The 25,935-nt window shown below is 41.3% G+C and carries 24 protein-coding genes; 11 read left to right on the top strand and 13 right to left on the bottom strand.

Annotation, left to right across the window (positions count from 1 at the left end; genetic code table 11):
* Window positions 1-18 precede the first annotated feature (18 nt).
* Complete coding sequence (locus tag RMY00_RS03895; RefSeq protein WP_416212031.1) at window positions 19-1,056, bottom strand: glutathione S-transferase family protein; 1,038 nt, start codon at window positions 1,054-1,056, stop codon at window positions 19-21.
* Between the two features lie 734 nt (window positions 1,057-1,790).
* On the opposite strand from RMY00_RS03895, the gene RMY00_RS03890 reads away from it, so the two are divergent.
* Together RMY00_RS03890 and RMY00_RS03885 are read left to right on the top strand one after the other, a co-directional pair.
* On the top strand, window positions 1,791-3,278 hold the full coding sequence (locus RMY00_RS03890; protein ID WP_322646283.1) for a galactose oxidase-like domain-containing protein: 1,488 nt from the start codon (window positions 1,791-1,793) through the stop codon (window positions 3,276-3,278).
* A 64-nt stretch (window positions 3,279-3,342) separates the two neighbouring features.
* Window positions 3,343-4,494 carry a hypothetical protein gene (locus RMY00_RS03885; protein ID WP_322646282.1) on the top strand — a complete coding sequence of 384 codons (1,152 nt, stop codon included), beginning with the start codon at window positions 3,343-3,345 and terminating at the stop codon, window positions 4,492-4,494.
* 323 nt (window positions 4,495-4,817) lie between these two features.
* On the opposite strand, the gene rbsK is transcribed toward RMY00_RS03885, so the two are convergent.
* Window positions 4,818-5,747: a ribokinase gene (gene rbsK, locus RMY00_RS03880; protein ID WP_322646281.1), complete on the bottom strand. Its 930-nt coding sequence runs from the start codon at window positions 5,745-5,747 to the stop codon at window positions 4,818-4,820.
* A 122-nt stretch (window positions 5,748-5,869) separates the two neighbouring features.
* The gene (locus tag RMY00_RS03875; protein WP_322646280.1) at window positions 5,870-7,195 is read right to left on the bottom strand and encodes an Nramp family divalent metal transporter; all 1,326 of its coding nucleotides are present in this window, start codon (window positions 7,193-7,195) and stop codon (window positions 5,870-5,872) included.
* A 271-nt stretch (window positions 7,196-7,466) separates the two neighbouring features.
* Here RMY00_RS03875 and RMY00_RS03870 point away from each other — a divergent pair, with 271 nt between their 5' ends.
* Complete coding sequence (locus tag RMY00_RS03870) at window positions 7,467-9,275, top strand: ABC transporter ATP-binding protein (RefSeq protein ID WP_322646279.1); 1,809 nt, start codon at window positions 7,467-7,469, stop codon at window positions 9,273-9,275.
* 38 nt (window positions 9,276-9,313) lie between these two features.
* Window positions 9,314-9,742 carry a hypothetical protein gene (locus tag RMY00_RS03865; protein ID WP_109011699.1) on the top strand — a complete coding sequence of 143 codons (429 nt, stop codon included), beginning with the start codon at window positions 9,314-9,316 and terminating at the stop codon, window positions 9,740-9,742.
* Between the two features lie 65 nt (window positions 9,743-9,807).
* Here the strand turns inward: RMY00_RS03865 and RMY00_RS03860 are convergent, their stop codons facing one another.
* A complete protein-coding gene (locus tag RMY00_RS03860; RefSeq protein ID WP_322646278.1) occupies window positions 9,808-11,454 on the bottom strand; it encodes a hypothetical protein in 1,647 nt (548 codons plus the stop codon).
* A gap of 133 nt (window positions 11,455-11,587) precedes the next feature.
* Window positions 11,588-12,019 carry a biotin carboxylase gene (locus tag RMY00_RS03855; RefSeq protein ID WP_322646277.1) on the bottom strand — a complete coding sequence of 144 codons (432 nt, stop codon included), beginning with the start codon at window positions 12,017-12,019 and terminating at the stop codon, window positions 11,588-11,590.
* Window positions 12,020-12,153: 134 nt separating this feature from the next.
* On the opposite strand from RMY00_RS03855, the gene RMY00_RS03850 reads away from it, so the two are divergent.
* Window positions 12,154-12,765: a hypothetical protein gene (locus RMY00_RS03850; protein ID WP_322646276.1), complete on the top strand. Its 612-nt coding sequence runs from the start codon at window positions 12,154-12,156 to the stop codon at window positions 12,763-12,765.
* 331 nt (window positions 12,766-13,096) lie between these two features.
* Window positions 13,097-13,723, top strand: a complete 627-nt coding sequence (locus RMY00_RS03845) for a Uma2 family endonuclease (RefSeq protein WP_322646275.1) — start codon at window positions 13,097-13,099, stop codon at window positions 13,721-13,723.
* 36 nt (window positions 13,724-13,759) lie between these two features.
* Here RMY00_RS03845 and RMY00_RS03840 read toward each other — a convergent pair whose 3' ends face one another.
* The 4 genes from RMY00_RS03840 to RMY00_RS03825 all read right to left on the bottom strand — a co-directional run bounded on the left by RMY00_RS03840 (window position 13,760) and on the right by RMY00_RS03825 (window position 16,454).
* Window positions 13,760-14,962, bottom strand: coding sequence for an alpha/beta hydrolase (locus RMY00_RS03840; RefSeq protein ID WP_322646274.1), 1,203 nt, complete (start codon window positions 14,960-14,962; stop codon window positions 13,760-13,762).
* The gene (locus RMY00_RS03835; protein WP_322646419.1) at window positions 14,952-15,158 is read right to left on the bottom strand and encodes a DUF5615 family PIN-like protein; all 207 of its coding nucleotides are present in this window, start codon (window positions 15,156-15,158) and stop codon (window positions 14,952-14,954) included. Before RMY00_RS03835 ends, RMY00_RS03840 begins: the two co-directional genes overlap by 11 nt.
* Window positions 15,159-15,172: 14 nt before the next feature.
* Window positions 15,173-15,403, bottom strand: a complete 231-nt coding sequence (locus tag RMY00_RS03830) for a DUF433 domain-containing protein (protein WP_322646418.1) — start codon at window positions 15,401-15,403, stop codon at window positions 15,173-15,175.
* A 166-nt stretch (window positions 15,404-15,569) separates the two neighbouring features.
* Window positions 15,570-16,454 carry a shikimate dehydrogenase gene (locus RMY00_RS03825; RefSeq protein ID WP_322646273.1) on the bottom strand — a complete coding sequence of 295 codons (885 nt, stop codon included), beginning with the start codon at window positions 16,452-16,454 and terminating at the stop codon, window positions 15,570-15,572.
* A 107-nt stretch (window positions 16,455-16,561) separates the two neighbouring features.
* Here RMY00_RS03825 and RMY00_RS03820 point away from each other — a divergent pair, with 107 nt between their 5' ends.
* Window positions 16,562-17,500: an alpha/beta fold hydrolase gene (locus RMY00_RS03820; protein WP_322646272.1), complete on the top strand. Its 939-nt coding sequence runs from the start codon at window positions 16,562-16,564 to the stop codon at window positions 17,498-17,500.
* A gap of 113 nt (window positions 17,501-17,613) precedes the next feature.
* On the opposite strand, the gene RMY00_RS03815 is transcribed toward RMY00_RS03820, so the two are convergent.
* The 3 genes from RMY00_RS03815 to RMY00_RS03805 form a co-directional block, all read right to left on the bottom strand.
* On the bottom strand, window positions 17,614-18,264 hold the full coding sequence (locus RMY00_RS03815; RefSeq protein ID WP_322646271.1) for a sigma-70 family RNA polymerase sigma factor: 651 nt from the start codon (window positions 18,262-18,264) through the stop codon (window positions 17,614-17,616).
* Between the two features lie 175 nt (window positions 18,265-18,439).
* Window positions 18,440-19,825, bottom strand: a complete 1,386-nt coding sequence (locus RMY00_RS03810; RefSeq protein WP_322646270.1) for a DUF2330 domain-containing protein — start codon at window positions 19,823-19,825, stop codon at window positions 18,440-18,442.
* Window positions 19,826-19,828: 3 nt separating this feature from the next.
* On the bottom strand, window positions 19,829-20,740 hold the full coding sequence (locus RMY00_RS03805) for an RnfABCDGE type electron transport complex subunit D (protein WP_322646269.1): 912 nt from the start codon (window positions 20,738-20,740) through the stop codon (window positions 19,829-19,831).
* 296 nt (window positions 20,741-21,036) lie between these two features.
* Between RMY00_RS03805 and RMY00_RS03800 the strand changes: the two genes are divergently transcribed.
* A complete protein-coding gene (locus RMY00_RS03800) occupies window positions 21,037-21,735 on the top strand; it encodes a polysaccharide deacetylase family protein (RefSeq protein WP_322646268.1) in 699 nt (232 codons plus the stop codon).
* A 294-nt stretch (window positions 21,736-22,029) separates the two neighbouring features.
* On the opposite strand, the gene RMY00_RS03795 is transcribed toward RMY00_RS03800, so the two are convergent.
* Window positions 22,030-23,004: a carbohydrate kinase gene (locus RMY00_RS03795; protein ID WP_322646267.1), complete on the bottom strand. Its 975-nt coding sequence runs from the start codon at window positions 23,002-23,004 to the stop codon at window positions 22,030-22,032.
* Window positions 23,005-23,367: 363 nt separating this feature from the next.
* Here RMY00_RS03795 and RMY00_RS03790 point away from each other — a divergent pair, with 363 nt between their 5' ends.
* From RMY00_RS03790 to RMY00_RS03780, 3 genes are all read left to right on the top strand, one after another.
* Window positions 23,368-23,631: a helix-turn-helix domain-containing protein gene (locus RMY00_RS03790; protein WP_109011711.1), complete on the top strand. Its 264-nt coding sequence runs from the start codon at window positions 23,368-23,370 to the stop codon at window positions 23,629-23,631.
* A 418-nt stretch (window positions 23,632-24,049) separates the two neighbouring features.
* A complete protein-coding gene (locus RMY00_RS03785; RefSeq protein ID WP_322646266.1) occupies window positions 24,050-24,751 on the top strand; it encodes a DUF6391 domain-containing protein in 702 nt (233 codons plus the stop codon).
* A 170-nt stretch (window positions 24,752-24,921) separates the two neighbouring features.
* Window positions 24,922-25,917 carry a glycosyltransferase gene (locus RMY00_RS03780; RefSeq protein ID WP_322646265.1) on the top strand — a complete coding sequence of 332 codons (996 nt, stop codon included), beginning with the start codon at window positions 24,922-24,924 and terminating at the stop codon, window positions 25,915-25,917.
* The last annotated feature ends 18 nt before the right edge of the window (window positions 25,918-25,935 follow it).

Genomic DNA, 25,935 nt, shown 5'->3' with positions numbered 1-25,935 from the left:
ATCAGTTCTCAATCTACCTTATGGAGCATTGATTTTACCAATGCGATCGCGCCCAGATGGTTGATAAAGATAAGACATATCAGGCCCATCGGGTATTATCCCGCCCGGGTTGAGTGGGAATAGGTTCCCGTAGTAGTCCCGCTTCACACTTTCTACATCGCAGGTGTCAGCTACACCTGGAAGCTGATATAAATCACGCAAATAAGCTCCCAAGTTCTGATAGTCTCGAATTCGCTGCCTATTGCACTTAAACAAGCCATAGTAGGCACTATCAAACCGAAATAACGTTGTGAATAAACGGACATCTGCTAGCGTGAGATTATCCCCACACAGATATCGACTAGTTTGTAATGCAATGTCAATCTCATCGAGAGTTGCAAACAGTTCATTACAGGCTTGATTGTATGCTTCTTGGCTTTGGGCAAAGCCGCAGCGATACACACCATTATTTACCGCGTGATAAATCTTTTCATTCCACCAGTCAATCTTTTCTTTGAGTGCTTCTGGATAAAGATCCAGCGTGGGATTGTTGGCGAACTCGTTAAACTTAGAGTTCAGCATGACGATAATCTCTGAACTCTCATTGTTGACGATGGTTTTTGTTTGGTTATCCCATAATATTGGAACTGTAGAGCGTCCACTGTAACCAGGTTCTGCCATCTGATAAAATTCAGCCAGTGTGCGACAACCTTCTTCTTCCTCATTGAATATCCAACCGCCTTCAAGAGGAGAAGGAGAGACAATACATACTGATATTACCGCTTCGAGTTTTTTGAGCGATCGCACAACTAGAGTTCGGTGCGCCCAAGGACATCCCAGCCCAACATAGAGTTTGTAGCGCCCTGCTGCTGCTGGGTGTGGATTACCTGCTTCTGTACCAATGAACTTCCGAAACTGGCTATTAGGACGAACATAAGCTCCCGACTGATTGCTAGGAGCCAGCTTTGACATCATGATCCGCCACATGGTCGTCCAGACAAACTTTCCCAGCCAGATGATCAGCTTGGGAGGTAGTGTCCTGCCCTTTTTCTTAGAAAGATTTTTCTCGTTATTCATTGGAGTTGAGTTGCTCATGACGACAATCTTGCTTTGAGAGCGATTGACGTTACCACTGTTTCTACTAAGTAGGTTTCGACTTTTACAACCCACTTTGAGCTTTACTACTTTACTTTACTACGCTTTGGCTGTACTTTGTATCATGCTCATGGCTAAAATCTCTCAGCTAATTGTCTCAAATTTGCGTAGGCAAAGCCTAGCGATCGCTTGCAATCCTCTAAATTTTATTAATTATGTATTAAGTGTTGTATTATACTTGTAATTTGAATTCTATCTTATTCTTTTTCTTTGAATACAAAATAACCTAAAAATTTTTTTATTTGCATCCTCTAAAAAACCAATCTCTTGTAGGGTAGGCATTTTGTCCCTTTAGTTGTGCAAATTAAATGTACAACACCTGAGTTTTCAAAACTAGTTACAAATCGAAGGTCAAAAACACAATTTTTGAACTAGTGATGCTCAATGCCAAGCCCTGAAAGGTATCCACATTAAATTCAAAAGTGTGGTTCATCCTTTCCGAAAAAACACAGTGCAAGGCTTAATTAGATACTCATTAGCAGGTAAAATTGACAGCGTAATTACTAATAAAAAATCGGTATTTACTTAATCTTGTTATAAAAAACATAACATCTTAACATTAGAAAAACCTACAAAGTATAGATATAATTTTAGGAATCAGTTACTAAGACGAAGAACAAAAACATAAAACTTACGTAGGAAGAATTGTAAATAAAGTGACTCAATCTCATAACAACCCTAACCTTCTAGAGGAAACGGATTTAGGGACTTTCATCGCTCAGGCTACTACCACAGACAAATGGCAAGTATTGCCGTATAGTGCTCCAATCCTGCCTATACATGCCGCTTTACTTCGTACTGGTAAAATATTCTTTTTCTGCGGTTCAGGTAATGATCCCAGTCGGTTAAATACTCCCTATGACAGTGTAGTTTGGGATGTGAACGAAGGAACCTTTACCAGTCAAAAGGCTCCATTAGATAGTAATAATCAGCCTATTGATCTTTTTTGCGCTGGTCATTCCTTCCGACCTGATGGTGGGTTATTGGTTGCGGGTGGAACTTTGCGCTATGACCCATTTTATGGTTCACCTGCTGCTCTGATATTTGATCCTATTAACGAGAGATGGTTCAAGATACTACCAATGAATAATGGTCGCTGGTATCCTACTTTGTTAACACTAGGTAGCGGTCGGGTCTTTGCAATATCTGGGCCAGATAAAGATGGCAAGCTCAACAAACAACCAGAAATTTATTCATATTACTTTCCAAATGGTTGGAACGCTTTTCCAACAACTCGTCCCTATCCGGCATACGCAAATCTGTTTCTACTCGATGGTGGAAAGCTTTTTTATTCAGGTGCCCAGATGGGCGGTAACAATGGAGTAGCGCCAACTATACTAACCCTGCCAGGGACATTCACAGAATCCATTACAGAAAAAGTGGTGCCAGGGCTGCAAGACCCAGCCTTCGGAAATCAAGCTACTAGTGTGCTTTTACCACCTGCACAAGACCAAAAAGTGATGATTCTCGGTGGGGGTAGTGGTAATACGGCAACAAACCGGGTAAATATTGTAGATTTAAAAGCTACTAACCCAACTTATGTAGCAGCAAAACCTCTAAACTATGCTCGAATGCATCTGAGTGCAGTTTTGTTACCTGATCGCACAGTATTTGTTTGCAATGGTAGCAAAATGGAGGAGGACATAAGACAATCAATGCTGCCAGCAGAAATCTACAATCCAGCTACAAATACCTGGACAGTAGTAGCTAAACAAAATGTCCCTCGTGTATATCACTCAGTGGCCTTGCTCCTACCAGATGGTAGAGTCGTCACAGCAGGAGGTAATCCTAACCGAAGGATCAATGAACTGCGATTAGAAATCTACAGTCCTGCGTATATGTCGCGATCGCGCCCAATTATTCAGAGCGCTCCTGAAAAACTGACCTACGGACAACAATTTACAATTCAAACACCTCAGGCTGGCAATATTAAATGGGTTAGTCTAATTAAACCAATGGCAACCACTCATTCCTGCGATACAGAACAAAGGTTAGTGGATGTGCGGATTAATTCTAGGAACTCTACTTCTCTAAATGTCACGCTAGCAACTAATCGAAACATAGCAGTACCAGGCTGGTACATGCTTTTTATTAGCGACAACAATGGAACACCCTCAGTAGCAACCTGGACGCGAATCTCATAACTTTACCCGTTTACGTTCAATACACTGCTACTTAATAAAAGTCATTAATTCTAGGAAGGGAAATATGAGCTTCAAGCTATCACGTCGGCAGTTTGGCCAGTTGGTACTTGGTGGAACTATAGTATCGGGGTTTAGTTATCTAAGCAACAAAACCTTGGCGCAAACACCAAGTTACAAAATTGTAGGTATAGGTTCTGGCTCTATCATCAGCACAGACCAAACGGTTAGTCCAGAAGTAGATACCACTGAATTAAATAGCATTACCGCAAACGTTGTACCCACAGATATTAAGCCTTTAGGGCTAGGACTTGTTTTAGACTCCTTTATTTTGCAAGCCTTAAATACAGGAAAGGTTCAGCTTCTAAGTCCAGTAGTTACTCAAATACTTGCCGAGAGCGGTACAGCTTTAGTACAGTCTAATGACACATTGACCAGCTTCTCTGTTTTAAGCGATGGCACAATTGCCCAGATTGATACAGCTTTAGGAAAGGTCGATGATATATTGAGTAACCTCGGTTCTTTAACGAATGGCGTAGTTGTCAATCAGTCTCCCAATCAAGCTTCCAATCAGGTTAAACCTTTAGTAGAGACTAATGAGACATTGAGTGGCTTCACTTCTTTAAGCGATGGCACACTTGTTGTAGCCGCTACTCCTGTTACCATTGCTAGGAAACAGGCGACACCTACTCGCATTACATTTTTGAGTACGCCTGTAAAAACTTTGACAATCTCAGGACTTAAACCAAATCAACAGCTTGGAAGCTTGCTAGGGACTAATGATGGGCGACTCATCGGTTTAGTAAATAAAAAGAACGGTACACCGCCGATTATATTAGTAGATATTGACATTCAAACAGGAGAAATCAGTACTATTAGTAGGGTTAAATTTCCGAAGGATGAGCGAGCCAGTAATCTAGCACAGTGTCCAGATGGAAAACTCTATACATCTTTAGTTGGATTAAATGGCGATACAACTTTGGTGCAGCTAGACTCAAATCAAAAAAGCCCGATCCGATTGGCACAATTGAAACTTAATGGTAGAGCATGGAATAATGGCTTACAAAGCTTGGTTTGCTCCAGAGCAGGTCAACTTCTAGCATTTGGAGCGCAGAGGTATGAGACACCAAATGCTGTATATAGCATAGATAAGAATAGTGGAAACATGACTCGGCTACAAGACTTTGACGCTGCCCAAATTACCCTTGCTCGTAGCTAGAAGGGATTGAGCCGATGTATAAATTTAACTATTCTTGTAGAGTGTGTTAGTGGAGCATAACGCGCCAAAACCCCAAAATCGTATTATACTTTCTGCGCTAACACACCTTACATGGATTTCAAAAATCAAATCGGAGTCCCATAGCAAAAAATGCTGCGAGTATCCACTTTTGGAAGAAACATAATTGTTTGATGCCAAAAACCTTACTATATGGTTGGTCTAAAAAAGCTGATTTGCTAAAAGTGGATGCTTCCAAAATGCCAAGCCCTCATCTGACATTGAGGGCTTCTTATTAATCCCTCACAGATGCATCTCCCTTATCTTTAGCTACTCCCAACTGTTTCCCTAAGAAACGTATCAAATGTAAATCTATCGGGTAACGAAGTTTGTGCGCCTGGTTTTGTTGTTGCCAAAGCACCGGCTGCTGCACCCCAAACAACTGCTTGATGTAAAGAAAGTCCTCCAAAAAGTGCCGCCGTCAAACCGCCGTTAAAAGCATCGCCAGCAGCTACTGTGTCAACTGCATGAACTGGAAACGCTGGTACAAAAAACTTTTCCTCAGCAGTGGCACAAAAAACACCTTTAGCACCCAGTTTAACGATCGCACATTTCACACCTCGTTGTAATAAAACTTCAGCTGCTTTGGCTGCAAGTTCTTCTCCATCCACAGCAAAACCCACTAATTGCGCTGCTTCAACTTCATTTGGTGTAATAATGTCCACTAATGGGTAAAGTTCATCTGGCAAATTAGATTGTGCGGGTGCAGGGTCGAGAATTACCGTTATTTTAGTTTTTCTTGCGGCTTTAGCTGCTGCAACCACAGCATTAATCGGAATTTCTAATTGTAAAAGCAGTGCTGTCGCTTCTGGTAATAAATGAGACAATCGTTCTACATCTTCTTGATTGATACAACCATTTGCGCCAGGAATTACAATAATTTGATTTTCACCAGCATGATTCACGGCGATGATGGCGACTCCAGAACTAACAGTCTCATCCACGAAAATATTCTCAATCTGCACACCAGATGCTTGTAAATTGTTAATAAGTTCCCCACCAAAATCGTCTGCACCTACACGCCCCACCATTTGAGTAGGAATTCCCAATTTTGCTAATGCTACAGCTTGATTGGCTCCTTTGCCTCCTGAAACCTTAAAAAATTCTTCTCCTAACAATGTTTCTCCGGCGACTGGCAAGCGGGGTGCTGTTGCTACCAAATCTATATTTATGCTGCCGAAGACGATAATGCTCATTTTTGTTGATCTTTAAAGTCATTTAGGCTAATACTACAGCAAGCGATCGCAACCGTGTAGGTGAAGTTTTTCATATTTTCAGCAAATCTTTTATTAACTCAGCAGTGCTGGATTATTTTACATTACTTAACCTCAACTCCAGATCCCAAGATACTTTGTAATAGCAACCAAACATTTAAGCCAACGATAATAATAGCAATTAACCAGGCTAAAGATTTTAACCACAAAGGATTTACAAACTCACCCATCAAACGGCGATTACTCGTAAACATCACCAATGGGATCACTGCAAAGGGTAACTGTAAACTAAGGATAACTTGGCTGAAAACTATGAGCTTACTTGTACTATTTTCACCAAAAACAATAATTGTAATTAACGCTGGAATAATAGCAAGTAAACGGGTTATTAAACGGCGTAACCAAGACGGAAAGCGAAATTGCAAAAAGCCTTCCATAACAATTTGTCCTGCTAGAGTTGCAGTTAGCGTTGAACTTTGCCCAGAAGCAAGTAAGGCAATGCCAAAAACAGCACTAGCAGCACTAACTCCTAATAATGGTGTAAGTAATTTATAAGCATCTTGAATTTCTGCCACATTCTGATTACCAGAAAAATGAAATGTGGCAGCAGATACAATTAAAATTGCTGAATTTATAAACAGTGCTAGTGATAAAGCAAAAGTTGAATCAATTGTGCCAAACTTAATTGCTTCCCATCTTTTTTGAGTATTAGGTTGCCAATTACGAGTTTGGACAATTGAGGAATGTAAATATAAATTGTGAGGCATCACTGTTGCCCCTAAAATACCGATAGCGATGTAGAGCATTTCTGAATTTTGTAAAATATCTTTTTTAGGCAGATATCCTAACAAAATTCCCCCCATATCAGGGCGGGAAAACAGAATTTCTGTTGTAAAACAGATGCCTACTGTTGCTACCAGCATTATTACCAGGGCTTCTGTATAGCGAAAGCCTTTATGTTGCAAAAATAACAATACCAGAACATCTAGTGCTGTGATGCAAACACCCCACACTAAGGGAATACCAAATAAAAGTTGTAGCGCGATCGCACTTCCTAGTAGTTCTGCTAAATCGCAAGCTGCGATCGCAATTTCACACAGTACCCATAAACAAAAGCTTACCCTTCGGCTAAAATAGTCCCGACAAGCCTGTGCCAAATCTCGTCCTGTAGCAACTCCTAAACGTACACATAATGATTGGAGTAATACCGCCATCAGGTTCGACAACAGGATCACTGTTAACAGAGTGTACCCAAATTTTGACCCCCCAGCGATGTCTGTTGCCCAATTTCCAGGATCAATATATCCGACTGAAACCAGATATCCTGGCCCTGTATAAGCCATCATCTTGCGCCAAAAGCCTTTGCTATTAGGGATTCTAATACTGCGGTGAACCTCTGGTAAACTAGGTTTGTTTTCTGGTGGAGTCATTTACTTTGCCATAAAATATGCTCATATTCTTTTCATAATCCTATAAAATAAACATCAACCTTTGGGCGAGTAGGATGAATACGCTTGGGAATACTTGGGGCATTGGTAAAGACCTTCACGGTAGATAATAAAATAGAAGCGGCAATTGAGCGATCGCACCAATAAATTACAGTAGATTCGCTGGTAATAGTAGAGCAATTCCTTCTAATTTGTTGGAAAGTCCTAATAGTGAAAGTAATTCTCGTTATATTAAAATAAACCGCAAAAACCTGTGGCTACTGTATTAAAATCTCTCCGGGCATCAAGAAGGCGTAAACATTCAACGCATCCTCTCCAGCGCTTGCTTGAGTATGGACACCAGTATCGTAAACAAATTTGGCTGGCGACTACTTATTCTACCCTCAATAAATTTTTCGACTTGGCACCACCCGGCTTAATTGGCGTCGCAGTGGATGTGGTAGTTAAGCAGCAGGATTCCATAATTGCCCAGTTCGGGGTACGCGATGTCTTTCAACAATTTTTGATTATTTCCTTCCTCACCGTCATCATTTGGATACTAGAATCTATTTTTGAGTATGCCTACGCTCGACTTTGGCGGAATTTGGCTCAAAATATTCAGCATGACTTGCGTTTGGATGCATACAAACATTTGCAAGAGTTGGAATTGGCTTATTTTGAAGAACGCAGCACTGGCGGTTTAATGTCTATCTTAAGTGATGATATTAACCAATTAGAGCGGTTTTTGGATGGAGGAGCGAATGATATTATCCAAGTTTCTGCAACTGTTCTAATTATTGGCGGTGCTTTTTTCATTTTGGCTCCTAGTGTAGCATGGATGGCTTTATCACCGATGCCATTTATCCTCTGGGGTTCCTTTGCTTATCAACGACTACTTGCACCTCGTTACGCTGATGTGCGCGAAAAAGTAGGTTTCCTCAATTCGCGTTTGTCAAACAATATTAGCGGAATTACTACTATTAAAAGTTTCACCGCCGAAGCTTATGAAGCTTATCGTCTGGAATTAGATAGTGAAGCTTATCGCCGGAGTAACTCGAAAGCAATTACTCTTTCTGCTGCTTTTGTGCCATTAATTCGGATGCTAATTTTAGTGGGTTTCACAGCATTACTTTTATATGGCGGGATGGCAGCAGTTTCTGGAAAAATGTCTGTAGGTACTTACAGCGTATTAGTGTTTTTAATCCAGCGATTGCTGTGGCCTTTAACTAGATTAGGCGAAACATTTGACCAATATCAACGAGCAATGGCTTCTACTAATCGAGTCATGAATTTGTTGGATACTCCTATCGCTATTCATACAGGTAATGTATCGTTACCTGTAAATGAAGTGCGCGGTGAAGTGCAATTTAAAAATGTTTATTTTGCCTATAAAGATAGATTTCCAGTAATTAAAAATCTGTCTTTGGATATTCCGGCGGGAAAAACCATTGCAATTGTCGGTTCAACTGGTTCTGGTAAAAGCACTTTAGTTAAACTTTTGTTACGGTTATACGAGGTGCAAACAGGAAGCATTACTCTTGATGGCATTGACTTGCAAAGTTTGAATTTAAAAGATTTACGCCGTTGTATTGGTTTGGTGAGTCAAGATGTCTTTCTATTTCATGGCACTGTAGCAGAGAATATTGCTTATGGTAGCTTTGAGAATACAGAGCAAGAAATTATCACGGCGGCGAAGATAGCCGAGGCGCATGATTTTATTATTGATCTGCCCCAAGGTTATGAGACAATTGTGGGGGAAAGAGGACAAAAGTTATCTGGTGGACAAAGACAACGGATTGCGATCGCTCGTGCAGTATTAAAAAATCCACCCATTCTGATTTTAGATGAAGCTACCTCAGCAGTGGATAATGAGACAGAAGCAGCAATCCAGCGATCGCTCGAACGGATTACAGTAGATAGAACTACAATTGCGATCGCTCATCGTCTTTCCACTATCCGCAATGCCGATTGCATTTATGTCATGGAACATGGGAAATTAGTAGAGTCGGGAACCCATGAGCAACTGCTGGAGAAAGACGGTATTTATTCCGGCCTCTGGCGTGTACAGTCAGGTTTGAGATAAGTTGCGCCTATTGTCTGTGTCTTAATTACGAATTATTTATGTTTTTTGGTAATAGTCAACCAGAATCAGGTGATACTAAGTGGCGTCGCCAGTTGGATAAATTTGTGAAAGCAAATCAGCAGGAATTGGCGGCGCTGTTTTGGGGATTGTGGTTAGCAAATGGTGACAGTCAAGGTACTGTTGGTATTGATTTGCAACCAACGCCGCATTTTGTTTATTGTCCGAAAGAGCAGATAGAGAATTTAAATATTAGAGTTGAAAATCGGCTTCAGGAAATTTTGGGAATTGTGGAGAATCACAAGCCGGAAGTGGAAGTTGTGATGATTGGGATTGGGAAGGGGGAAATTAAGTTAATTCAGTTTGCACCGGAACCAGCGCCACCGATTTGCTTTGAGGAAGTTGGGAAGGATGTGGATGGGTTGTTGGATGTGCTGGAAGAGAGGATGAGGGAGGAGATTGTTTTTTAACGCAGAGGGACGCGGAGGGAAGCGCAGAGGTACGCAAAGGAAGATAAGAAATCTGCGCTTGTTGTTTAGTTGATTGCTTTGTGGAAATCTGGATAAGTTAGATTTTCGGCACAATGCCAAATAATGTTAAATATAGCCTCGTAGCGATAAGAACTGTTTTTGTCGAACTGTTCACCCGGATAGTCTTTTAGGGTTATGACTACTTGTAGTAAATGTTCGCTTTGGAGGATTTTTGTCAAACTATCAGCTATATCCAAGAGACAGGATTCATACCTTAGCCATTGTAAAGGAAATAAATCTTCACTTTCATCTTCTTCAACTTGAAGATCGTCATGGATTTGAATGAATCCAATAAAGATGGCGATCAGTTCATTTAGCTTCTCTGTTTCTAATTTTATACTTGGGTTAAGTTGTTGTAAGCTATAAGCAGCACTTGTAAAAATTGATTCATTTTTTGTGGTATTCAATAAGCAAATTAAAGTATCAATCACCTGTTGATTATTGCAGTCTATTTCCAGCAACGTAAAGAGCGCACTTAGAGATGTAGACTCATCTTTTAAGTTAACCATTTTCCACATGGCTTTAATTATTTGCTGCTGATAGTCATTAGTCAGTGTTAGTATATCTGCTGCATGAAAATACACCCATTCTTCCTCAGTCGTTTCAAGTATTTTGGATAAAGTGGTGATTGCTACTCTATTACCTGAATCGAATTTTCCTAAACATAAAGCAGCTTTACAACGGAAAAATTCATTCTTAGTGATTTTAATTCTCTCAGTTAAAATAGTAATTGCAGCTTTGTTACCTGGATCAATTACCATCAAATATCTAACAGACATATCGAGCAAATATGTATTCTCGGTAGTTTCGAGAATCTGGACTAAAGTATTTAATGCTATTGGATTACCTGGATCAATATCCCACAAAGCAGCAGCCGCAGATGAAGAAACCACGTCATCTTTGTATTGTTGGATGAAATCAATTAGGGTAGCGATCGCAATTTCATTGCCATAAGCTATTTTTCCTAAAGCTGTAATCGTACCCTGATATATGTCTTCTAAAGTCAACCACTCATTTGTAATTTCATCAGGCTTCATCTTAATAAATTGGATTAAAGCAGCGATCGCAGTTTCATTGCCATAGCCAATTTTCCCTAAGCTACCAATTCCAAACCACCAATAGTCATATTTATCTTGCTTCATTAGGAGTAATAAAGCTGCGATCGCACTTTTATTACCCGGATCGAGTTCTCCTAGCTTCTCGGCTGCAAGTCTAAGAACTGTGGGACTTTCAGTAGTATGAAGCAAATGAACAAAAGCCGCGATAACCCGTTTCCTATCGGTTAATTCCAGCGTTTTTCTAGCTGCCTTCACCAATGGCTGTGGTAGTATCTGCCAATCGCTTTTATCTTGCCGAAAGTAAGCATAACTCCATTTCAGCACTTGAGAAGCGATCGCATCACCCAAACTACATTTTGGGAACTGGGATAAAGCCTCAGCCGCCAAAAAGTAGGCGCGATACCGATAAAAATCACCGCAACCGTCATCAAAATCTATTAAAGCTTGGATAAAATCTTCTTTCTGCTGCTTATCTACACCCTTTTGGCTGAACCAGTGGAGAATCTCTGCTTTCCACTCCGGCTCAAAGATGCGGTAAGTGCCTTGATTTAGATTGCTGCGATCGTGGTTAAAGAAATATTGCCAATCATGCATTGCCTCCTACCCACTTCGAGATGTGGGACGAAAGGGACTTGAATGCATCTTGCTATATCAGTTTGCTTTTTGTCAAGTCTGAACGCGATGAGGATCTGTAAAGTTTTCCTTCTTATAACTCAAAAAATTAGTATTACTTACGCACTTGGCCGCTAAATCCGGCTGCCTTAAACTGCTTCAGCTTCAACGGAGTAGGCTGATTCGCAGGTACAGAAATTCTCAATTCAAAATTGCTAATACCTGGTGGAACCTCAGCAATAGAACCTAAGCGAGTGCGGTTTTGCATTACCGAGTCATTGTTGGCATCATAGATGCGTCCAAAAATATCTGCGTCGTAGACTGTTTTATAAGTGCCATTTTCTGCCTTACCAAAGACAAGGAAACAATTAGCAGCCGCACTACCACTACTGATAACAGCCCCTTGTGCTAGTTCTGGTGGACAATCTTTATAAGAAACATCAAATAATCTAATCTGTGTCAATGCTACAGCAGGGGGAATGCTCACCCACGATAGAAAGGTGATGAAACAGGAAATAAAAACGACCGTGAGTGAGCGCAAGCGCATAAAAGACTCCGTGGCTTAATCTTACAATATGTAACTTATAATCTCAGCTTACCTGAATTTCACTACAAGGGATTGAAGACTTTAATTTAAGGTTTGTAATAATTAGGGAAATAACCCTCAATTGCTATTAACTTATGACTCCAGATGAGATTGAAGCATCTATGCTCGCAGCCTTTAATGATTGTGATGCAGCAAGCTGTCCTCTCACTGACACGCAAAAAGAGATATTACTGCAAGTCGTGGAGCAAATTCAGGGAAATTCTAACTCTAGAGCATCAGCTATTGCTAATCCCTTAGACGAACTTACCCCAGAGGAGTTAGAAGCATTTTTACAATTTGTTAAGGATGAAGAACAACGCAACCGCACTTGGAAAGTGCAATTACTCAACGACTGGCTACTGCAAAATGACTCTGGAACAGTACAATTTATTCGGCAACGTTATGGTTTACAGTGGCTCAATCGTGTAGAGTCATATCATTTTGATAAGTATTCTTATTTTGAGGATGCACTAAAACTAAGAGTAGGCGATCGCATAGAAGTTTCCAACGCACTATGGGAATGGGTGCAAGAAGATGGCCCTTGTAAGCGCGAATGGTTTCCCTGTATGGTGATCAAGGTCGAGGAAATTAGCAACGGTGATGATACCTCTACTAACTGCATCGTCCGGTTCTTCAACGGCTCTGAGTATGAAATTCAAGGCATCTATGAATGGAATCGCTATAACTGGCGGTGGCCGCAGAAATAGTTAGGAATTAGGAGTTAGGAGGCTTTGAACTCCATTAATGAGCCGAATGGCACGCTTGTAAAGTTCAAAGGTTTATGTTATCTCGTTGCCAGCCCAACGTATTCTAAGAGGTTCCACTTCTCGTCAAGCCACTAAAGGCGAAGCAGGGGAAGTAAAGAAAAAATTTAGTAGTTTTTGCTACTAAGATATCCGTAAACACATTTAATTATTCCTCTTCCCCTGCTTGCCCATGTCACTGTTAGAGAATTCGACGCGGGGATTCAGCAGGGGAAGGAGAAATTAGAGGCATTGTTAAAATAATCAATACAAGCTAACTATGGGAGAAAAAGCAATGACAGTTGCAGTCCCTAAAAAGATGACCTTTGAAGAATTCCTTTCTTATGACGATGGGACGGATACTTTATATGAATTAGAAAATGGTGAACTAACACCCATGCCTTCAGAAAGTGATATTAATCAACGGATAGCGATGTTTTTAGTTACTTGTTTCTTGCAACTGGGAATTCCATCTTATCAGTTGCGGATGAAGGCAGAGGTAGCTGTGCATAGCCGACAGGTAGGGGTACGTGTGCCTGATTTGGTGGTGTATTCTGAGGAGTTAGCCAAGGTAATGCAAGGAGCTACACGATCTATAATTTTGATGGATATGCCGCCGCCATTGTTGGTGGTTGAGGTGGTGAGTCAGTGCGTTGCGCGGGTTCCCCGCGTTGAAGCAACTGACGAACCCGTAAGGGTGAGTCCAAATCAGGAAAATCGGGATTATCGTTATAAGCGTTCGGAGTATGCGGCGCGGGGAATTGCTGAGTATTGGGTTGTTGATCCTATCGCCCAGAAGGTGACGGTTTTGGAATGGGTAGAGGGATTTTATGATGAGCGAGTTTATCAGGGAGAAAGTGCGATTGTCTCTTCAATTTTTGCTAATCTCCAGTTAACTGCTGCTAAAGTTTTGCAAGGATGAGATGTGATTAAAACGTTTGATGAACTTCGACAAGTCTTATTGCTTAAACAACGCCCAAGCCAAAAATCTTTCAGTATAATATAACGCTAATTGATTGCTCACACCGTTGAAGACGGCATCAAAAGCGTGTTCTGCCCAAGGAATCTCTAGAAAAACCGCAGTATTACCAGAATCATGTAAACGTTCATACATTTGTTTACCAAATCGCGCTTGCACTAAATGGTCACGACTGCCGTAAATTAATAAAGTTGGTGGTAAAGGGTGCGTTAAATAATTTATTGGTGAAGCAATTTCATACTGATTAGGCAATTCTTCTAAAGAACCACCGAGAAATGCTTTTAAAACAGCGCGGGTGTTAATAGGATCGGGATTTGGTGGTGTTTTGTATCCCTCCGTTAAATTAACAGGCCCGTAATAGTTCACCACACCACGAATGGGTGGTGCATCTAGTTGATAAGCCGCTAACATTGCTAAGTGCGCTCCCGCAGAACGCCCTAAAAGTAACATACGTTCTGGATCAGCTTCATATTCTGCTGCATGTTTGCGAATAAAATTTAAGGCTGTACGCACATCATCTAACTGAGATGGAAACTGATATTTAGGTGCATGTCGATAAGCGATCGCAAATACTGTATATCCCTGATGAGCGATATATTGATTAAACTCGGAGTTTGCATGAGAGTTGCCATATTGCCAAGCTCCACCATAAATTACTACCACTGCTGGATATTTCCCTACCTCTGAGGGTTGGTAGACTTCCATTTTTAAGGGCACTCCCCCAGGAGAAGCAAAGATAATATCTTTTTGATGACGCGTTTTAGCTAGTGCAATACCCCGGAAGGAATTAACTAAATTAAAGGGATGGGTTTGCATCTTTGCCCTTACTTGGGCTGGAATTTGCTCTAGATAATTTGCTCCTAACCCTTGCTTCATCGCTTTAGACATCTGCATTTGAGTTTGTGGGATATTCACTAGCACCCATGCAGAAATTAGCAATCCTATTAAACTGAAAATACAAGCTAAACGTTGTAATTTACGGCGACGGATGTAGAAAAAAGCAAGTAATAAAGAGAGTAAATTTAATAACAATAGCCAAGGACTGACTTCTGGCGCTCCTACTGCGAGGGTGAGTAAAAACATATTTGGAGCCGGAAGAATAATCCAAGAACTAAGAAATAGGCTTGTAAAACTGAGTAAGAATGCAAGCCATGATAAAGCTATTTTGGGTTTAAGAAACATATATGAATTGACCTAATGCATAAATAAATTCCTCATCATCACTCAAAGTGAATTGGGTAAATATGATATACCCATTAGTTCTTGTCCACTCCATAATTATCGAATCTTTCTCACGAGGGTCGCCAACACAAGACCAGTGGACAGAGGAGATATTGTACTTCTCAAAAACCCCAACCCAATCAGGGGAAAGATTCATATCAATCAAAATTTTCATGCACTTCGGAGCGGGACTTCAATCTCTTCAACTCGCCATGCAGCATAGGCAAGCGCTTCATAAATATCGGCTTCTTCGAGGTAAGGATATGCCTTAAGGATGTCACTATTACTGTGTCCAGATGCCATTAAGCCGACAATAGTACCAACGGTAACACGCATTCCCCGGATGCAGGGTTTGCCTCCCATCACTTCTGGATTGCGGGTAATTCTGGTGAGATTTTGCATGGCTGTAAAAGAGTGGGAACTATTTTCTTGGATTGAGAAACCAAAAATGGCTGCGTCAATCAAATTCATTATCGAACTTTCCCTACCTTCCAGGCTGACTAATTGCCAATCGAACCTAACCTGACAAAGCAGAAAGGCAATCTAGCTCAGGATAATTATTTCTCCATCAATCTAAACCTAAATGCTTTTGCAACGCTTGGCGCATCACTTCTACAGGCACAGTTTCCTGCTGCAACCAAATTTTTAATGCTGCTACTCCTTGTTGAACTAGCATTTCTAATCCATCGATCGCAATTGCACCTTGTTTTTCTGCCTGCTCTAGAAATTGCGTTGGTTTTGGAATATATATTAAGTCGTAAGCGATCGCACCTTTTGGTAAATTTGCTATTTCTTCTACACTCAAAGGCGACTCATTAACCTTGGGATACATACCTATGGGGGTTGTGTTTACCAGCAGATTAGCTTGAGGAATTAGCTTTGGTAATTCTTCCCATTGATGAACTTGTAAATTTTCACTTATGGGTGAATTATTCCAACTATTACCAAATTCTTGTAATCTCTGCACATTACGCCCAACAACATGAATTTTCGCAAAACCTAGTTGGTGACAACCTGCGACAACTGCTCTGGCTGCGCCACCATTACCTAAAATTACTGCTACCTTCTGACTCCAATCTTGCTTATAGGTTGTCTGCAAAGGAGCGATAAATCCTTCTATATCTGTGTTTGTCCCTACCCATTGATTATTTTGGCGACTAACAGTATTCACTGCGCCTATAGCTTGAGCAATAGGAGTAATTTCTGAAAGCAGAGGCATGATTGCCTGTTTATGAGGTATTGTCACACTAAAACCGACAATATCAATAGCTGCGAAACCTGCGATCGCTATTTCTAAATTCTCTGGTGCTATAGGAAAGGGAAGATAAACATAATCTAATCCCAAATGAGCAAGTGCAGCATTATGCATTACCGGCGAGAGCGAATGCTCAACCGGATATCCAATTACCCCTAATAGCTTAGTTTTGCCTGTAATTAATCTTTCTTTAGTCATTAGTTATTAGTTATTAATCATTAGTGATTTCCCCCCAGCCTCCCCTGCTCCCCCACTCCTTGGACTAGCCTACAATTATTAAAAGCTACTTAACAATTCTTTGAATCATGCAGGCAACTACAGCCCCCTCTACAACCCCAATTCCTGGTAAATATTGGCAGTGGCGCGGGCACAACGTTTACTACGTGCGTGCGGGAGAGAAGCAAGCGCAACGTCCGCCTTTGCTTTTAGTACATGGATTTGGTGCTTCCACAGACCATTGGCGCAAGAATATCATAGGATTGTGTCAAGATTTTGAAGTATTTGCGATCGACCTTTTAGGATTCGGGCGATCAGCAAAACCGAAATTGCAGTATAGTGCCGACTTGTGGCGCGACCAACTCCATGATTTCATCAGTGAAGTAATTGGTCAAAAAGCAGTATTAGCAGGTAATTCCCTTGGTGGCTATGCTAGCTTATGTGTCGCAGCCCAACGTCCCGACAGTGCGGCTGGTTTAGTTTTGCTCAATAGTGCAGGGCCTTTTAGCGAAAGCCAGCCGACATCTGAGCCGGAAGCTTTACAATCAGAAATTGAGCCTCCCAAACAACCCGCTACTTTGCAGAAACTTCTTGGTGACGGCACTAAATGGATCTTTCAACAACCTTTAGCCCAGTTTTTGTTATTTCAATATGTGCGCCAAGGTTGGGTAATTCGCCAAACTTTAGAAAAAGTTTATCTTGACAAAAGTGCAATTACAGATCAGTTAGTAGAAGAAATTGCTCGTCCTGCTTACGATCCTGGTGCAATGGAAGTATTTGTGTCAGTTTTTAGCACTCCTCAAGGGGAAAAAGTTGATGTGTTACTAAAGCAATTAACTTGTCCATTGTTGATGTTGTGGGGAGAAGCTGATCCTTGGATGAATGCTAGAGAACGTTCTCAGAAGTTTCGTCAATATTATCCTGAACTCAGAGAACATTTCCTAACAGCCGGTCATTGTCCCCATGATGAAATACCCGATAAAGTAAACCAACTTTTAGGCGATTGGGTTTTGTCTATAACTAAGTGACCACATCCTTCGTAAGGGTGCAGCAATGCTGTGCCCCTATAGCATGGTCTATTTGCGTAGTTTACCGCCATAGGCATCGCAAAAGAATAAGAAAAGCCTGAAACAACGTATTTTTATAACAATCCTTGTAATTCGGCGAATTTACGCAAACGTGGTAAACACTGGCGCTGATAAAAACTGCTTAATGTCGGAATTGACAGCCCAAATTCTTCAGATAATTCTTTCCAGCTAACTTCTGGGGGTAGGCGTTTGAGAATTAATACCTGACAATTCACATCTGGACGCCCTTTAATGTAAGTACTGCACAGTTCTCCTTCAGAATCTGTCTTAGCCCATATCTCCAAGTCTTCCAGAATGGGAGGTGGTTGGGGGGTAGCAGGAAGGTTATCTACAGGATCAATGGTTTCACTTGTTCCACCCGATGTAGACTGACGAATCCAAAGAGGGACTGTTATGGCTTGTTCCCGGTTCTGGTTAATGTAAAAGTCTTGTAATCTCCGTTTTAAGTAAGCATTTAGCCAGGTAATGACACTACCATAAGTGGGGTCATAGGTTTGACCTGTCAAACCCTCACAAACATTGCGGCAAAAATACAACCAAGTTTGTTGTAGTGCATCTTGATAATAAGGGGTACTTTCTCTCCAGAGTCTACTTGCACTCAAGCGAATAATTTGCGTGAGCAGCTTTTGACGCTGAGGACTTCCAGACGGGTGTTCACAGGCTTCGCTAACTAAGTAGCGTAGCTGTTCATCAAATTGAACCATGAGAATCTTGGCGAAGAAAGCAAGAATATCTTAGTATTGCGTATAACAACAGTCTAAAAAATTTTCGTCAAGATTTTTAGTCATTGGGGAAGAGGAAAAGGGGCATGGGGCAGGGAGAAAAGGGGAAAAAGATCCTGTATCAAGCTTTTAACTTCCCCCTTACTCCCTACTCTCCTCAATCTAATCCAATGTTATACAAGAAAGTTTCCCACAAGGAAGATGTGAAATTTCCGACACTCAGCTTCATTTTTTTGCGAATATCTTGGATATTCCCGTTGGTTAATCTAGCTAGAGTCTGCGCTTCTTCTTCAAAACGCTTGGGCAAAGACTGTTTGTACTTCTTACCTGCCTCACACTTCAGTTCCCCTTCAAATGGATATTGCAAAACATAACGTCCTTGGAATAATTCACGGTTAGCAGTTGATAGGAACATCAAGTCTTCAGGGAATGTGTCGCGGGTATAGCGGACATGCAGACGGGAGATAAAAACGTTACTGTTAAAAACAGGACGAGGAAACTTGAGGATTGGTGTAACCTTAGTTTGCTTAGTTAGAGAATTATCATCTAGCCAAAATACGCCTGCTTCTTTGAGTTCCTCTTGGGTAAGGGGATCAGCTGAACAAGGATCGCAACTACCCATGTCCCAAGCGTATTCCAAAAAGCCGACTCTCTTGCCTTCTTTGGTGTAAGCGGTTTGGAACAGGGATTTGTAGAATTCACCAAATTCATCTTTGATAAATACGGGAATATTAACGTTGGAGGGGATTTTCACTGTCCGATAGTTAGTGATTTGTGCCTCTCCTTGAGGTGAGAGGATATAGACAATTAAATCCTGCTCTGTCGTAGCGTTAATCATGCCTAAACGAATTGGCAGCATGAATTTGGGTGATTGATAAGAAATCTGTAGCGGACGCAGGAATTGATAACCAGATTCCTCAAATTTATCCAAGTTGACTTTGGCAACAAAGAATTTCATTGAGGAACGGATATAGGGCTGAAGTAACTGTTTCGCTCCTTGAGGAATTTTGTAGCCGTTTTGTGTCAGCCAAGTTTCCAGTCCGCCAGATTCTTTCGCACTAAGGATCACGATGTCGTATTCGCCCACGTTGAAACGCGCTTCTACCGTCACACCCAAACTGCGATCGCTTCTCTGAACTTCTGCCGCACTAAAATTTTGAAGTGCTGTTTGTGTAATTGCTGTGGGAAATCGTAGTAGTGGGGCACAAGGATCTGGGTCAAAATATTCCACTAATCGCGGCGCACTAAAAGCATCTAGGCGCTCGATAATATTGGGTAGAGCAACGCGAACTTGGTCTTTTTGCAATACCGTTGGCACTGGTACTACGATCGCAAAATCTTTGACTTCCCCTTGGTAGTCATTTGCCATCGTTAAAACGGTGCGATCGCCATTTCGTGCTATCACTACCTGAGAAGCTTTGTTATACAGCTTCGTATCGGCTTTAGCTACATAAAATCCACAAAATGCCCAAGCTGCGGGTGCAAAACAAAATACTGCGACAATTGTCAACAGTAATGGCGTTAAAAGTCGAAAAATCTTCATTTTTTATACCTCTATATTTTTAATCTTGAGGTCGATGATGTCTGTAGAAACGTTGCATTGCAACATTTCTACACCTGTTTTTCTCTCTTGCCAAGAAAATCGTGGGGCTAACCAGAGAACATCTAGCAGAATGCTCAGTGGCGCAAGGATGAACAGCGCCCAAAAGACTGCGGTGGGAATAAAGAAATAATTTCGCAAGATGAAAGTTAATCCAGCGATGCAAGCTGCCCAAACTACCCGTCCAATTCTCGAATTGGGAATTGATCGCGGATCTGTAATCATAAATAGAGCGAATAACAACAACGAGCCGCTCATCAACCGATGCCAGTAAACATCCCAAGTCCAACCTAACCAGAGATTACGAATTGCTTCTAGCAAGGAATAGCTACCCAAAAAAGCGGCTGTGGTGTCCCAGCGACCTATGCGCTGCAAAATCATGCCGCCAGTCCCGGCAAATAACAGCGCATACCACCACTCTTCACCCCACTGTCCCGGCGAAACCCAAGCATCGGAGGTGAGAACTAAGGCGGAAATGATGCCAAAATTACCAGGGTTGAAGAAATGCTTATCACCAAATTTGAAGAGAAATTTACTAGCGATCGCACTTGTTGCAGCTAAAACCATTGTCGTCCAGTGATCGGCCCGCAACAGTAAACTGAGTCCCAATGAGGTAATTAAAGCACTGCGAAGATTTGTAACTTGTCCTAACCTGCGGGAAACGGCTGGGGCGTCTATGTTGTTTGCCAATGACCAATGACTAATGACAAATGACAATACCGATTGAGTTAATAGACAAGTAGCAATCAATACCCCAATCAATTCTGCTCGCAATGTCCAGTCTCGTGTACTGATTCCCACGACTAGGAATAAGCTCAGAAATGAAATTTGATAATCTCGTATATCTTTGAACAACATTAACTTTTCATCCAGTGTTTATTCGTAGATTTTTCCGGAATTTGGACGAGTACCAGGTCAAAAAGTATTGCTCTTAGAGATTTTTTACAAAATATGATTTTGGAGTAGTGATTGCCTTCCCTCTTGCGATCGCTCCGATGGTTGAAACTATAAGGAGGGCTTATACCTGGAACTATCTGTTTGTCCAGTAAGTTCTAGATATAAGCGAATTAAGCTATGGTTCCCACGTTTAACAGTTATCAACATTAAGTAATCAGTGTATTTATGCAAGATTACGCAAAAAAACAAAAAACTTTATGCAACTAGCTCCCCTGTTCCCAATTTTTTACCGCATTCTCCAGCCGAGTTTTCCCAACTGCCTTTGGACTGGAAATCCACATACTAAAGCGATCGCCCTCACATTCGATGATGGGCCGCATCCTCAATACACACCAGAAGTATTGGCAGTATTAGATCGTTACAAGATTACAGCGAGTTTTTTTTGGTTGGGCGTTTGCGTCAACCGTTCACCAGCCATTGCCAAAGCCGTTAGCGATCGCGGACACTGGATCGGATTGCATGGCTATGATCATCGCTCTTTTGCCATGCTTTCTCCAAATGACCTGAAGGATAGTTTAGAAAAAACCCAAGCTGCCATCTACAATGCCTGCAACCTGCAACCTCAACAAGTGCGAGATGTCCGCCCCCCCAATGGTTTATTTACACCTGCCACTTTAAAACTGTTCTCTCAGTGGAATTATCGTCCGGTTATGTGGAGTGTTGTACCAGAAGACTGGGTGCGACCAGGTGTAACCACCGTGGTAGAGCGAATTATGCAGCAGGTCAAAAATGGTTCGTTGATTGTTTTACATGATGGTGCTTGCGGTGGACAAGATATTGCTGCCACAATCCAAATTCTCATTCCGCAACTGCTACAACAAGGTTATGAATTTGTGACTGTTGATACTTTATGGCAGCAAACTAAGACTAATCATTTAAAAATTCAGAACTTTTAAAAGTAAAAGTTGAGTGCGTGAATCCAGTACCAACAACACCAGGACTTACGCAAAAATTGCCAAAAAGCTTAATTTGTCGAACCGCCTTCGCGTAGCGTCTCGTAGAGAAGACGCCAAGAACGCCTTCGCGCAGCGTCTCGTAGAGAAGAATTGGTAGAGTGTGCGTAAGTCCTAAACACTTCAACTACGTTTATTGTGCAATATGACCGCAGAATGGGACGAGGATTTTCGTCCATTTTCTAGCCGGGAGTATCAGCCTTTGATAGCTGATATCCCAATGGCTTATGCTAGTTCCTATTGATGAGAGGCGAGAAAAGCTTGGACTTCAGCATCTGTAGGTTGAGAAGCGATCGCACCTGGTTTAATGGTAGTCAGTGCCCCAACAGCACTGGCATAAGTGACGATGCGTTTTGCGGTTTCGGCATCCCGCAAGCTGTGGATGCCATGCTGACTCAATTGGTGAATGAATCCTGCTAAAAAACTATCCCCTGCGCCAGTCGTGTCAACTACAGGTATGGAAAAGGAAGGTAATTTGCCTTCGTTCTCACCCAAACAGTAGCTACAACCGTTTTCGCCATCTGTTACTAGCACTCCTTCAATTGAAGCTAGACGGTAAGTGATGGCTCCAGGGTCTGCGGTTTCAAATAGCCATTCAGCTTCTTCTTTGGAGAGTTTCAGAAAATCGACTCGCTTAAATAATTCTGGAATTTTTTGATGAGCGATGTTTGGCTCGTCCCAAAATACGGGACGCCAGTTCACATCCAACACAATTTTCAAATCGTAATGTTCTGCTAACTCTAGGGCGCGGTGAATTGCCTTTTCACTTTCAGGATAGGCTAATTCTAAAGTACCCAAAACCAGAAAATCTGCGTCTTCAAACAGGGAATTTGGCAATTGTTTAGCTTGTAGGCGAGTATCAGCAAATTCTGCGGTATCATACTCACCAAATCCGGCGAAAGTGCGATCGCCTGCTAAATCCCGTGTAACATAAACTTGCCGCGTTGGTGCTGTAGGATGGTGTTGTACCCCCGTCGTCTCTACACCTACATCTTGTAATAACTTGACCAGTGCATTCCCTGGTTCATCTTCACCAACGGCTCCAATAAATCCTGCTGGCGTCCCTAGCTTGACTAAAGCACAAGCTACGTTAGCTGGCGCTCCTCCAGGATACGGAGTCCAAGATTTTACTTCTTCTAGCTTTAGCCCTAATTGATCGGCTAAACAATCAAACAAAACTTCACCGAGGCACAAAACACGGGGATTGCTCATTTTATTTTAGATTTTAGATTTCGATTTTGGATTAGTAATTTACAGTATAAAATCTACAACAATTTTCGCTAATCTGTCGCCAGCCCTTCATAGAATTAAATAGCATTTTTTATTACTACATAACATCTATATGCTTCTGAGTATCATCTAATTGCTCTAAGAGTTTACACTATTAGTTTTAACATAATTTAGTATAATAAAATACAACATTGTTTGATGATTTATATTTTTGCCAATTTTAAATCCAAAGAAAATATTGACAATCGGATTACTGCTAACACTTGAAACCCCTCCCAACAAAAGAATCTTCTAGAATTAGAAAGAGTGATTAAGTACATATACCAAGGGAGGATAGAAATAGTCATGGCTGGTGGCAAGTCTGAGACCCCCGTTAGTCTGTCAGACAGAGAACTGCAAATTATCGACTTAGTAGCCGCTGGCTTAACTAACCAAGAGATTGCAGGAAAACTGGAGATTAGCAAGCGTACAGTTGATAACCATATCAGTAATATTCTTACCAAGACCGAGACAGAAAATCGAGTAGCTCTTGTTCGCTGGGCTTTACAGTGGGGCAAAGTCTGCTTGAATGATGTCAATTGCTGTACTCTGCCTAAGCAGATCGAATAAACGATTTATTTAGTAGCAAGGTAATTGCTCTAGTCTGGTATAATTGCAAGCCAATCTTGAAGTTTACTGATTATTTCCTTCTTCACGCCTAAGTTTTCAGTGTGAACACTCTACCAAAAGTTCCGAGTCCTTCACTCAGCCGGAGTTTATGTTAGTGGAGCCAGCTGACCTTCGGACTCGGAAACTATAAAAGATTCAGAATTTCTTATTAAGCGGAACAGATGTAGGAATGGGGAGATGAGGGAGTAGGGGGATGAGGGAGACAAGGGGACAATGGGACAAGGGGACAAGGGGAATAACCCATGCCCAATGCCCAAACTCAAAAATCATCCACAAAAATTAGCAACAATTCAGTGGTGCAAACGTTACATTTGAAAGAAATCTATGTTGCCCCATCGGCTTTGGGAGCAGTGTTCCAATGAATACTTCCGCTTCTTTTGAGGGTAGCTTGTCTCCCTTTAAATTTTTGAACTTTGATTTTACGACACCTGTATCTGAGAAAATTCCGCGTCTTGAAGACCGATTTTCAGAGTTTCCGCAACCCACACAAGATGCCGACTTACTCAGACAGCTATCGTTTATTCCGGGTTTGAAAGAAATTCTGATGATACGGCAGGTTCACGCCTTAGAACATGCTACTGTTTGGGTTCTTAGCGAATCAAAAAGTGCCTATCCTGCCCAAGGTGAACCTAGTAACGTTCAACTAGATAACGAACTACTAAGCGGTTTGTCTACTGAGCAGGGATTCTATCTCTATGGTGAGGTGAATATTAGTGATTTGCGGCGTGCGGTCATACTTGCTCGACATCGCCTCACCAGTGGAGAATGGGATTTGGCTGTACATCCCCGTTGCGGGACAAATTTATCTGTAGCAATGCTCTTAACTGCTGGACTAGCTGTAGGTGTGCATCTGTTACTACCGTTTCGACCAATTGAGCAACTTATCGGTTTGGGGTTAGCAGCAACGACAGCCGCCGAACTTGCACCTGATTTAGGTTCTATGGCACAGCGTTACCTAACAACAGCCATTCCTTTTAACTTAACAATTGACAATATTATCCGTACACGCGACGTTTGGGGGCGTCATGCACATTTTGTTAAAGTGGGCTGGCAAGAATAGAGATGAGGGGGATGAGGGAGACAAAACAATTTTTCTCCATAGTTTTCTCCATTTAGTAACAGGTCGGCGGAAATAAACCTACTGTTTTATTACAGCCATAAAGACTAAAATTAAAACCTTTTGACTTTTGACTTTTGACTTCCGCCTTGCGGTACTCCCCTAAAAAAATTATGAGAAAACTTTACTTTTTACTTCCTGGTACAGATGGTAAATTTGCCTGTGGTGGTCTTTGGGCTGAGTTAAAAGCCCTTAATTTGGTTCAGCAATTCTGTAGTGCTGATATCGTAACTTACCGCCAACGAGAAAAAGGTAAGCTTTTTATTGATGATTTGCTAAAAGAGAAAAATTTAAATGATGTAATTTTTGTCATCAGTTGGGGATTTGATATAGCTCAACTCGTGGCTAAACTTAAGCAATACAATGTTGTTTACCATGCACATAGTGCAGGTTATCCATTTAAACTACCCGCAAGTATTCCGATCATTACTGTTAGCCGCTATACAATGGGATATTGGGGAGAAAAATCACCCAATTCTCTAATTTATTATTTGCCCAATCAAATTTCTGATGAGTTTCAAAATTTAGGGCTGGAACGGGATATTGATGTTTTAGTTCAAACTCGGAAATCTTCTGAGTATTTAATTAAAGAATTGATTCCAGCGTTACAAAAACGTTGTAAAGTATTAGTTCTTGATTCATACATAGAGGATTTACCTGGATTATTCAACCGAGCTAAGGTTTACCTATATGATTCGGCTGAGTATTGGGCGCAACAGCGTCTAAGCGAAGGATTTGGTCTACAACCAATGGAAGCTCTTGCTTGTGGTTGTCAAGTATTTTCTAGTGTCAACGGTGGACTGGCTGATTACTTAGACCCTGGATTTAATTGCTATAAAATTGCTGGATATTCTCAAGAATATGATGTCCAACGTATTCTGAAGGTGATTGATTCTTCAGTAGCGTTTAGTTTGAGTGAAGAGTTTTTGGCTGAATATCGGACTGAAAATATTATTAAGCGTTTCCAAGTTATTCTGAATGAGTTAAATGAGTTTTTTGACCATAAGATACAGCAGCCATCTAATATTAAGAGTTTAACGAGAATACGTGTGGCAAAATTACTTGCTCAGAAAATATATGGGAAGGTGAGGAAAAAATATTTTAAGTAATAGAAAGAACCGCAGAGG

The sequence above is a fragment of the Nostoc sp. ChiVER01 genome, assembly GCF_034531155.1.
GTDB lineage: Bacteria > Cyanobacteriota > Cyanobacteriia > Cyanobacteriales > Nostocaceae > Nostoc.
This window is presented reverse-complemented; position numbering and strand designations above follow the sequence as displayed.